This is a genomic window from Oscillibacter sp. UBA6647 (assembly GCA_002455655.1).
Taxonomy (GTDB): domain Bacteria; phylum Bacillota; class Clostridia; order Oscillospirales; family Oscillospiraceae; genus Oscillibacter.
Genome location: DKLF01000148.1, coordinates 11,072 through 17,726 on the forward strand (window position 1 = coordinate 11,072; position 6,655 = coordinate 17,726).

General features: G+C 56.9%; 8 protein-coding genes. 4 read left to right on the plus strand and 4 right to left on the minus strand.

Annotation, left to right across the window (positions count from 1 at the left end):
* The 3 genes from yfmH to B2W96_RS11050 form a co-directional block, all read right to left on the minus strand.
* A partial coding sequence (yfmH, locus tag B2W96_RS11040) for an EF-P 5-aminopentanol modification-associated protein YfmH (RefSeq protein ID WP_293010368.1) occupies nucleotides 1-878 on the minus strand: 878 nt, incomplete at its 3' end.
* Nucleotides 875-2,143, minus strand: coding sequence for an EF-P 5-aminopentanol modification-associated protein YfmF (gene yfmF / locus B2W96_RS11045; RefSeq protein ID WP_293010370.1), 1,269 nt, complete (start codon nucleotides 2,141-2,143; stop codon nucleotides 875-877). The genes yfmF and yfmH, both read right to left, overlap by 4 nt.
* Before the next feature lie 343 nt (nucleotides 2,144-2,486).
* Nucleotides 2,487-3,437 (minus strand): dipeptidase, encoded by a 951-nt coding sequence (locus tag B2W96_RS11050; protein WP_293010372.1) that lies wholly within the window; start codon nucleotides 3,435-3,437, stop codon nucleotides 2,487-2,489.
* Nucleotides 3,438-3,644: 207 nt separating this feature from the next.
* Here B2W96_RS11050 and ylxM point away from each other — a divergent pair, with 207 nt between their 5' ends.
* From ylxM to B2W96_RS11070, 4 genes are all read left to right on the plus strand, one after another.
* Nucleotides 3,645-4,007: a YlxM family DNA-binding protein gene (gene ylxM, locus B2W96_RS11055; RefSeq protein WP_293010374.1), complete on the plus strand. Its 363-nt coding sequence runs from the start codon at nucleotides 3,645-3,647 to the stop codon at nucleotides 4,005-4,007.
* A gap of 3 nt (nucleotides 4,008-4,010) precedes the next feature.
* Nucleotides 4,011-5,363 carry a signal recognition particle protein gene (gene ffh, locus B2W96_RS11060; RefSeq protein WP_293010376.1) on the plus strand — a complete coding sequence of 451 codons (1,353 nt, stop codon included), beginning with the start codon at nucleotides 4,011-4,013 and terminating at the stop codon, nucleotides 5,361-5,363.
* Nucleotides 5,364-5,437: 74 nt separating this feature from the next.
* Entirely contained in the window at nucleotides 5,438-5,677 is a 240-nt protein-coding gene (gene rpsP, locus B2W96_RS11065) for a 30S ribosomal protein S16 (protein WP_293010378.1), read from the plus strand.
* Between the two features lie 14 nt (nucleotides 5,678-5,691).
* Complete coding sequence (locus B2W96_RS11070; RefSeq protein ID WP_293010380.1) at nucleotides 5,692-5,922, plus strand: KH domain-containing protein; 231 nt, start codon at nucleotides 5,692-5,694, stop codon at nucleotides 5,920-5,922.
* 69 nt (nucleotides 5,923-5,991) lie between these two features.
* Here B2W96_RS11070 and B2W96_RS11075 read toward each other — a convergent pair whose 3' ends face one another.
* Nucleotides 5,992-6,501, minus strand: a complete 510-nt coding sequence (locus tag B2W96_RS11075) for a hypothetical protein (protein ID WP_293010382.1) — start codon at nucleotides 6,499-6,501, stop codon at nucleotides 5,992-5,994.
* Nucleotides 6,502-6,655 lie beyond the last annotated feature (154 nt).

The following is a 6,655-nucleotide window of genomic DNA, read 5'->3' on the forward strand; positions in this document are numbered from 1 at the left end:
CGCTGATACAGCGGACTGGAATCCCCCAGCAGTAAATCGCTCGCCATACCCCCAATCAGGCTTCGCCGGAGAAAATCCTCTCCCTGCGCCGAGGGCGTACACTTAAAGCCCAGCAGGAATTGGGGCATGGAAACCTCCATCCTCCGGCTGACCTCCCGTTGCGCCACGCCCGCAGGCTCTTCCCCATGGTCCCTTGGGATGGCAGGGCCGCTTTCCTTCGGCAGAATAGACGCGGCAATTTCCTTCACCCGCTCCGCATCCACGTTCCCCACCACCGTCAAAACCATGTTTTCCGGTGTGTAGAACGCCTTGTGGCAGTCATACAGCGTCTTGGCCGTAATCTCGCGAATGCTCTCCACACTGCCCGCGATGTGAGTCTTCGCGGTGTTGTTGTGATACAGCGCCCCCATCATTCCGGCATAAACCCGCCAGTCGGGATTATCCTCAATCATCCGGATTTCCTGAGAGATAATGCCCTGCTCCTTTTCAACGCTCTCGTCCGTAAAATATGGGACCGAGACAAAGGACAGCAGAATTTTCAGATTTTCCTCAAACTTCTCCGTGGAGTCGAAGTAATACCCCGTCATGGCGTTGGAGGTAAACGCGTTGGGCTCCGCCCCGTTTTTCGCCAAATCCTGAAGCGCATTGCCCTCCTCGGTGTCAAACATCTTGTGCTCCAGATAGTGGGCGATGCCGGCCGGAGTGTCCATCCACGTTCCATTCAGTTGAAAGCGGGTGTCCATCCCGCCATATCGTGTGGCAAAAAAGGCATAGCTTTTTGCAAAGTCCGGCTTGTAAACTACGTTGATCGGCAGGCCGTTGGGCAGCACCTCCCGGTAAACGGTTTCACCAATGCGCTGATAAAGCTCCTTTTTCATGCTCCGGCCTCCTCTCCCTTAAGAAAATACACAGTGTCCAGCGATACGGACCCCATGGCCTCCCGGATACGCTCAGGCGTCACGGCGCGAACGCCCGCGGCCAGCTCCTCCGGCGTATCCTCCCGGCCCGAAGCCATCCGCCCCAGCCAGAAATTCTCCAGCTTGCCCTGAGAATCTCCGATGGTGGCATAGGCGTTGCACAGCGTGCTTCGCGCCCCCTCCAGCTCCCAGTCGTCCAGTGCGCCGTCCTGCACGGCCTTGAGCTGAATCAGGATTTCGCCGTACGCCCGCTGGAAATTTTCAAATTCAATGCCCGAGGACACGGTAATCACGCCCTTTTCCCTGTGAAGCTGGGACGAGGCGTAATAGCAAAGGGACAGTTTTTCCCGCACGTTCATAAACAGCTTGGAATTGCTGCTGCCGCCAAATAGGGTGTTCCCCATCAGCAGCGCGGAAAAGTCGTCGCTGCCGCAGGCAAAGCCCATGCCCAGCTTTCCCTGGGTCACGTCCATGGCGTCGGTAATGCGCAAAGCTTCGGCTCTTGCCGTGTGAGGCAATGTCTTAGGCAGAGGGGACACCGTCGTGCGGGGAAGGACGGACAGCGCCTTGGAAAGCGCGTCCGCAACCCGGGCAGGCTCCGCGCCGCCGCAATAAAACAGCTCCAGCGGAGCGGCGGAAATCATCTTGAGATAGGCCCCATACACCTGCTCCCCCGTCAGCGCCTCCGCCGTCTTTTCGTCGCCGAACCGACTCACGCCATAGGCCTCTCCGGCACACATCTCCTGTAAAAGCCGCAGGTCGGCATAGTCCCGCTTGTCGTTGAGAATACTGCGGATCGCGTCCACCAGATTTGTCCGCTCGCTGTCCACATACTCAGGCAGAAACCTGCCGTTCTTCATGGCCGGGTCACAGATCACCTGCCCCAATAGCTCCGCCACCGGCTCCAGAAGCTTCTCCCCCCCGGGCGTAAACGCGTCGTCAATCAGACTGGCCACAAAGCCCACGCACTGGCGCTCTCCTTTTTTGCGTACCGTGTAGTCAAGCTCCGCTCCATACAGCCTGTCCAACTCCGCCCCCAGCGCGCCCATGTCCGGGCACCGGGCGCAGCCCCTGCGCAGCACCGCCGGCAACAGCGCCTGAACCGCCGCCGTCTCCTCCCGAATAGGGGTCATGAATTGAGCGGAGAGCAAGTCAGTCTTAAATTTCCGCGCAGGCATGCAGGTGAGGTGCACTCCCTCCGCAAGCTTTGTTCTGGTTTCTTTCAATTTCAGGCTCCTTCCTGTCGTTTCAAATAGATATAGTATACCACAGTCTCGGCGGGTTATTGTGGCATATATGTTAAATCGTGTCAGTTTGTATCATTGGATATTCTACCGTAAGCGCAAGGCCCTCTTGGCAGAATCGGCCATTCTTTTCAGTTTCCCAAAAGCCGAAAGCAAACCGCTGAAATCAAAGCATTCCGCCTGTTACTCGGCTAGTATACCGTATTCTCTCCGCAAATTCAAACTCTATTTTGGCTGACCTTGGAAAATATAAACCGTCTTTTTTCTCCGCCGGGTGCGGCAGGTCGCCCAGCGGTAAAGCATCTTTTCCTCCCCGTCCGTCTTTTTATCCCACACACCGGCAAAGCACCCGCAAAAAATTCCCCCGTGCCACCTTCTCCAGCTCTTCCCGGTTCAGGCCCAGCCGCTTCAAGCATTCAAAAAAATTTGGAATCCGGGCCGCGTCCTCCAGTCCCGGCGTACGCGGCTTGTCCTCCTCCCCCTCCAAAAACTCGCAGAAATCAAACCCACAGCCCACATGGTCAATTCCCATCACCTCAATCATATGGGCGGTGTGAAGCGCCAGCGTCTCCGCCGTCTGCTTGGCGGGGTCGGCATGCACAAAATCGTGAAAGACGTTCACTCCCACCACGCCTCCTGCGTCGCGGATAGCCCGTAGCTGCCGGTCCGTCAGATTCCGGGGCACATCACACAAGGCCCTGCAATTGGAATGGGACGCGACAAACGGTCCCTCTGTCAGCTTCGCCACATCCCAAAACCCCGTTTCGTTCAGGTGGGATACATCCAGCAGCATTCCCTTCTTCTGCAATCGGCGCACTGTCTGCTTCCCAAGCTCGGTCAGCCCGTAATCCTCACCGGACATCGCTCCGGCCCCCAGCGCGTTGGCCTCATTCCATGTCAGCATGGCGTGCCGCGCACCCAAATCGTAATATGTGTCAAGCCACGCCGGGTCCTCCCCCGCGCAGGCCATCCCCTCCACGCCCATGTAGACATAAAAAACGTCCTCCAGCCGCGCTTCCAGCATTTCTTTATAGGTATGAACAATGCGAAAACCCGTCGATTCGGCGATTTCCTCCCGGATGCAGTCCATCATCTGCCGGGTGCGGGCCGCGTGGTCCGCGTCGTGAGGAGGGTCTACCCAAATGGCAAAAATACCGCCCTCCACCCCGCCTTTTTTTAGCCGAGCCAGATGGTGATTGCAAAAAACATTTTTCTCTCCCCGCATCCGCCGTACCGTCACGTCGGTCCAGATGTCGGAATGTGCGTCAAAAACCATATTTTCCTCCTTTTTATATTGCGCCAAAACGTCTTTTGAGAAGGCGATTGCGCCCATTGCCGTTCCAGCTTTATACCAAGTCCCATTTTTCAGGACTTCTAAAATTTTCTTCCCTTTTTCCCTTGACTTTTCGCCCGAATTCCTGTAAACTGAATGTCGTTGTAAAGTCAAATAACTTTACAAGTATTCGGTAAGGGGGCGTTTTCTTTGAAAAATCAAACCTATCGCATGACCATGCTCTACGATTTTTATGGGGAGCTGCTCACTGCCCGGCAGCGCGAATTTTTTGACTACTATTATAATAACGACCTATCCCTGTCGGAGATCGCGGAAAACGCAGGCATTTCCCGTCAGGGCGTCCGGGATGTGATTGTCCGGGCGGAAGGCGTGATGCAGGAAATCGAGGACAAAACGGGTCTCATCCGCCGGTTCGAACAGCTTCGCGCGCAGGTGGACGGGCTTTGTGCCGCCGCTGCGGAAATTAAGGCGCTGAACCGCCGGTATGAGGACCCCCGCCTTGGGGAGCTGGCCGATACGGTGGCAGTTGCCGCCAATGCGCTCAGGGAGTAAAAGATGGCATTTGAGGGACTTACAGAAAAACTGAACGCCGCCTTTAAACGGCTGCGTGGCAAGGGCCGCCTGTCGGAGGCCGACGTGAAGGAAGCCATGCGGGAGGTCCGTCTGGCCCTTCTGGAAGCTGACGTAAGCTACAAGGTGGTTAAGGACTTTGTTGGAAAGGTCACGGAGCGTGCCGTCGGCAGCGATGTACTGGACAGCCTGACCCCCGCCCAGCAGGTCATTAAAATTGTGAACGAGGAGCTTACCGCCCTGATGGGCGGCACGGACTCCCGCCTGATCATGGCCAACAGCGGGCCGACCGTGGTGATGCTGGTGGGCCTTCAGGGCGCGGGTAAAACCACCAACGGCGCGAAGCTTGCGGGCTATCTGCGCAAGATGTACGGCAAGCGGCCTCTGCTCGTGGCCTGCGACGTATACCGTCCCGCCGCCGTGGAACAGCTCAAGGTCGTGGGCGGCCAGCTTGATTTGCCCGTGTACGACGAGGGACAGGGCGATCCGGTCAAAATTGCGGAAAACGCGCTGCGCCACGCACGGGACCACGGCAACGATCTGGTTCTTCTGGATACCGCCGGGCGGCTCCATATTGACGACACGCTGATGGACGAGCTTCGGCGGATGAAAACCGCCGTCCGTCCCAACGATATTCTCCTCGTGGTGGACGCCATGACCGGTCAGGACGCAGTAAACGCCGCCTCCGCCTTTGACGAGGCGCTGGGTATCGATGGCGTGGTCCTCACCAAGCTGGACGGCGACGCCCGGGGCGGCGCGGCCCTCTCCATCCGAGCCGTCACGGGAAAGCCCGTGAAATTCGCGGGCACCGGGGAAAAGCTGGACATGATCGAGCCGTTCCACCCTGACCGCATGGCCTCCCGCATTCTCGGCATGGGCGACATGCTGACACTGATTGAAAAGGCCGAACAGAATTATGACGAAAAGCAGGCCAAAAAGCTTCAGGAAAAACTGCGCAAAAGCAGCTTCACGCTGGAGGATTATCTGGACCAGCTCCGCCAGCTTCGAGGCATGGGCGATCTGAGCCAGATTGCCGGGATGCTGCCGGGCATGGGCGATAAGCTGCAAGGCGCCACCGTGGACGAAAAGGCACTCTCCCATACGGAGGCCATCATCCTCTCCATGACGCCCCGAGAGCGGGAAAACCCCGATCTTTTAAATGCCAGCCGCAAGCGGCGCATCGCCGCGGGCAGCGGCTGCCCGGTGGTGGAGATCAACCGGCTTTTAAAGCAGTTTGAAATGGTCCGGGATTTGACAAAGCAGGTTTCCCGGGGCCGGTTCACCGGCTTTGGCGGCATGGGCCACGGCCCGGGCAAGAAGAAGCGTAAAAAAAAGTAACACTCGTTCAAGTATATAAGTGCAGCCGCATTTATAGATAAAATTTCTGACAATTTTTTTGGAGGTACACATTTATGGTTAAGATTAGACTGCGCCGCCTCGGCGCCAAAAAGGCTCCTTTTTATCGTTTGGTGGTGGCCGATTCCCGCTTCCCCCGGGACGGCCGCTTCATTGAGGAAATCGGCACCTACAACCCCTGCGTCAGCCCCGCCGAAATCAAGATTGACACTGAGCGTGCCCAGGCCTGGATTAAGTCCGGTGCCCAGCCCACCGACACGGTGCGGGCTTTGCTGAAAAAAGTGGAAGTCCTCTAAGCCGGAGGGCAGATATGAAGGACTTGCTGCTCTATATCGCCAGAAACCTCGTGGACGATCCTGACGCCGTTTCCGTCACGGAAATTCCCGGCGAGCAGGAGCTGACGTTGGAGCTGCGCGTCGCCCCCGACGACATGGGCAAGGTCATCGGCCGTCAGGGTCGCATCGCAAAGGAGATACGCACCGTGGTGCGCTCCTATGCCCAGCGTACCGGTACTAAGGTTTCCGTGGATATCATGGACTGACGAATCAACAAAGGGAGCGGTGCTGTCTGCACCGCTCTTTTTTATTCGCCTGTTTTGCGGGACTCGGCTTTACAACTCTCCGTTCCGCTTTTTCATCAGCCGGACAAATTCCGACAGGGCCAGCAGCACAGCGCCATAGACCGCAAACGTGATCCACGTACTCAACGCCGCCATAATTGAAAAGTTGGCGTATTCCCCCATGGTTTGTCTGCCCATGAAAAAGCCCATAAGAAGCCCCAATCCCCAAACCACGATTGCCAGCACAAACAAAAGCTGATAAACCGGCCAGACGGGCCAGTCCTTTTTCGTCTTTCTCTCCACCTCGTCGCACAGCGCGGCGTATTCCTCGTCCGTCACCTCCAGAGGTTCTTTTCGGCAGCGCTCCGCATTTTCAAAATCCGGATACTCCTTCTCGTCTCCGCCCTCCGGCATGGGAATGACGCGATACAGCCCCAGCTCAAGCAAAAATGACCTCTGCGCCTTACTTCGGGCTTCGTCCCGCTCCTGCCTGCTCCGATTTAAAAATTCCTCAACCTCTTTTTTCACGGCAAATTCACCCCTTCCCTTTTTCTTTATCATAGCCGCCCCGCCGCCCCTTGTCAATCCGGCGTGGGTTGGGTATAATACTTTTATATCATCCTGTGAAACTTCCGGAAGGAGTTACAAATGAAACTGGACTTTATTCAAATCGGCCGCATTGTCAACGCCCACGGTATCCGCGGCGAGGTAGATC